We start from the raw sequence: 2,121 nt of genomic DNA, 5'->3' as shown, positions 1-2,121 counted from the left end.
TCCCCACTTAAAAGTGAGATCCTTCGCTTGCGCTTTAAGGTGACTGACTTTGCTATCGCTTTAAGGTGACTGGCTTTGCTTGGTGCTTTAAGGTGAAACCCTTACCCGTCATTCTGAAGTATAAGCGAAGAATCTCCTATTTATGACGCTTTATCAGTAATTTTGAAGTGTAACGCAAAGTATCTCATCTTTCTATCGTATTTGAAACGCTAATTTTAGTTACTAAATCAAAGTTACTTAAACGCTAAAGTATTAGAATCAAGTCCCAAGTCTTTTGGGTATAAATTAAAAAAAGCCTGGTTTTTTAAGTAACCAATATTGTATTTTTCGATATATAGCTCAAACATTCTATTTATTGCAACAAGTGGAACAATGCCTTTTTTAAAATCTAAAAGCGTACTTAAAAATACAATTTTTTCTTCACTTGATAAAAAATCTTTTATAAACCCAAACATATGTTCTAAAGCATTATATACTTGATTTTTTTTGCTTTTTATAAGCATTGTTTCTAAAAATAGAGCAGTGTATGAGTTAAATGTTTCATGTGTGTTGTTTGCGAATGATGCAATTTGGCCTAATTTTTTGTAGTTTTTTGTGCTTTTTGATAATAGTAAAAATTTATAACGTGTGTGAAAATCAATCAGGGCTTTTCTGGATGGGTTTTTATTTAGCTGTATCATTTCAGAATAAGCATAAACACTTACAATAAAATTATATCTAAGCCAAGGATCGCTTAAGCGTTTTTCTTCTTCGTAGGGTAAAAAAGGAAACTGTTCTATTATGGTTTTAGAAAAAAGTCCTTTTGTAGTGTCGACTGGCATGGAGTTTTCTAAGTATAATTTGACTCTAAATACGCCACAACTTGGAGATTTAGCTGTAAATATAAATCCACATATATTTTCTTGTTTTGCTTTTTGAGCTGCATTTAGAGAGTATTCAATTATTGGTTTGGTGTAATCTGTTTTTGTCTTGTTACCAACTGAGCGAATTGTTCCATTTTTGTCTAAAACTAATTTCATAGATTCTCTTGGGTGTGATAAAATTGCATCTTCTGGACAAAAAGGTACAAATTCAAAGTATTTGGATAAGCTTACCACAAAATCATCTTTTCTTGATGAACCATTGTATGCACATTCAATGCCAATTAAACATGAAGATACACCAATTTTAATCATTTTATGATTATAATTTTTTTATTAAATTTTTACAAGAAATAGTTTTTTTATTGACTGATTTTTGGAATAACACTATATTATTAAAGAGGCAACTGATGAAAAAAATATTATTTTGCCTAGCAATATTTATATTTTTTGCAACAAAAGTATATGCTGATAAGTATAGGCTTGTTGTAGGAAAAATTTTGTCTGTAAATAAAAACATAGCTAAAGTAGTAATTTATTCCAAAGTATGCTCTGGAAAACATACAGTTTATGTAAAAAATCCTCAAGCAATACCTAATAATCTTATAAATAAAGTAAATTTCGTTATGCAAATTGACAGAAATTGTTCAAAAGTTTTATTGGCAAACCCAAATAATAAAGGTGTGCAATGAGAAAAATTTATTTACTTGCAAGCATTATTTTTTTTATAATTTTATCTGTTAAAGCTTTTGCAGATATGGCACAATATTGTTCTACACCGCCTTTTTTGTCGCAGAATGTATCACCTAATGTATTAATTGTTCAAGATGTTAGCGGTTCGATGGGTTGGTCTGCTTATAATCCTGACGATACTTATTCCGGGTACTGTAATGATGATGGTAATGGCAATTGCCCAACCTCATACAGCAGTTCACAAACTTATGAAGGCTATTTCGATCCTACGCAGGTATATTCTTATGATTCATCAAATAACTTCTGGTATCAGACAGGTTCAGTGTCAACAACGCCTCATACAAGCTGTCCTGGCAGTTTGTTCAGTTGGAATCAAAATTGGTCTATCCCAAGTCTAAATATTGATTATTCTAACAGTTATTCAGGTAATTGTTTAAATTTCCTTGTTATGTCAAGATCAGATTTAGCGAAATGGTCATTAACAGGCGGTGAGCCTGCATCTTGTGCAAGCGGGAATTCTGTTACATCGCAATGTGATGCCACAAGAGCAACACAAATAACAGCAGAC

At 31.4% G+C, this 2,121-nt stretch carries 2 protein-coding genes and 1 pseudogene; 2 read left to right on the top strand and 1 reads right to left on the bottom strand.

Annotated elements, in window-relative coordinates; translation table 11 throughout:
- Window positions 1–233 precede the first annotated feature (233 nt).
- On the bottom strand, window positions 234–1,175 hold the full coding sequence (locus Q0C22_RS01850) for a DUF523 and DUF1722 domain-containing protein (RefSeq protein WP_291490392.1): 942 nt from the start codon (window positions 1,173–1,175) through the stop codon (window positions 234–236).
- 95 nt (window positions 1,176–1,270) lie between these two features.
- Here Q0C22_RS01850 and Q0C22_RS01845 point away from each other — a divergent pair, with 95 nt between their 5' ends.
- Together Q0C22_RS01845 and Q0C22_RS01840 are read left to right on the top strand one after the other, a co-directional pair.
- Complete coding sequence (locus Q0C22_RS01845; RefSeq protein WP_291490391.1) at window positions 1,271–1,552, top strand: hypothetical protein; 282 nt, start codon at window positions 1,271–1,273, stop codon at window positions 1,550–1,552.
- Window positions 1,549–2,121: pseudogene (locus Q0C22_RS01840) on the top strand (hypothetical protein); the annotation flags it as partial. The gene Q0C22_RS01845 and the pseudogene Q0C22_RS01840, both read left to right, overlap by 4 nt.

The sequence above is a fragment of the Desulfurella sp. genome (assembly GCF_023256235.1).
Lineage (GTDB): Bacteria > Campylobacterota_A > Desulfurellia > Desulfurellales > Desulfurellaceae > Desulfurella.
This window is presented reverse-complemented; position numbering and strand designations above follow the sequence as displayed.

Excerpts from the sequence above, each read along its gene's own strand:
- Q0C22_RS01850 (WP_291490392.1), bottom strand. The coding sequence starts at position 1,175 with ATGATTAAAATTGGTGTATCTTCATGTTTAATTGGCATTGAATGTGCA.
- Q0C22_RS01845 (WP_291490391.1), top strand. The coding sequence starts at position 1,271 with ATGAAAAAAATATTATTTTGCCTAGCAATATTTATATTTTTTGCAACA.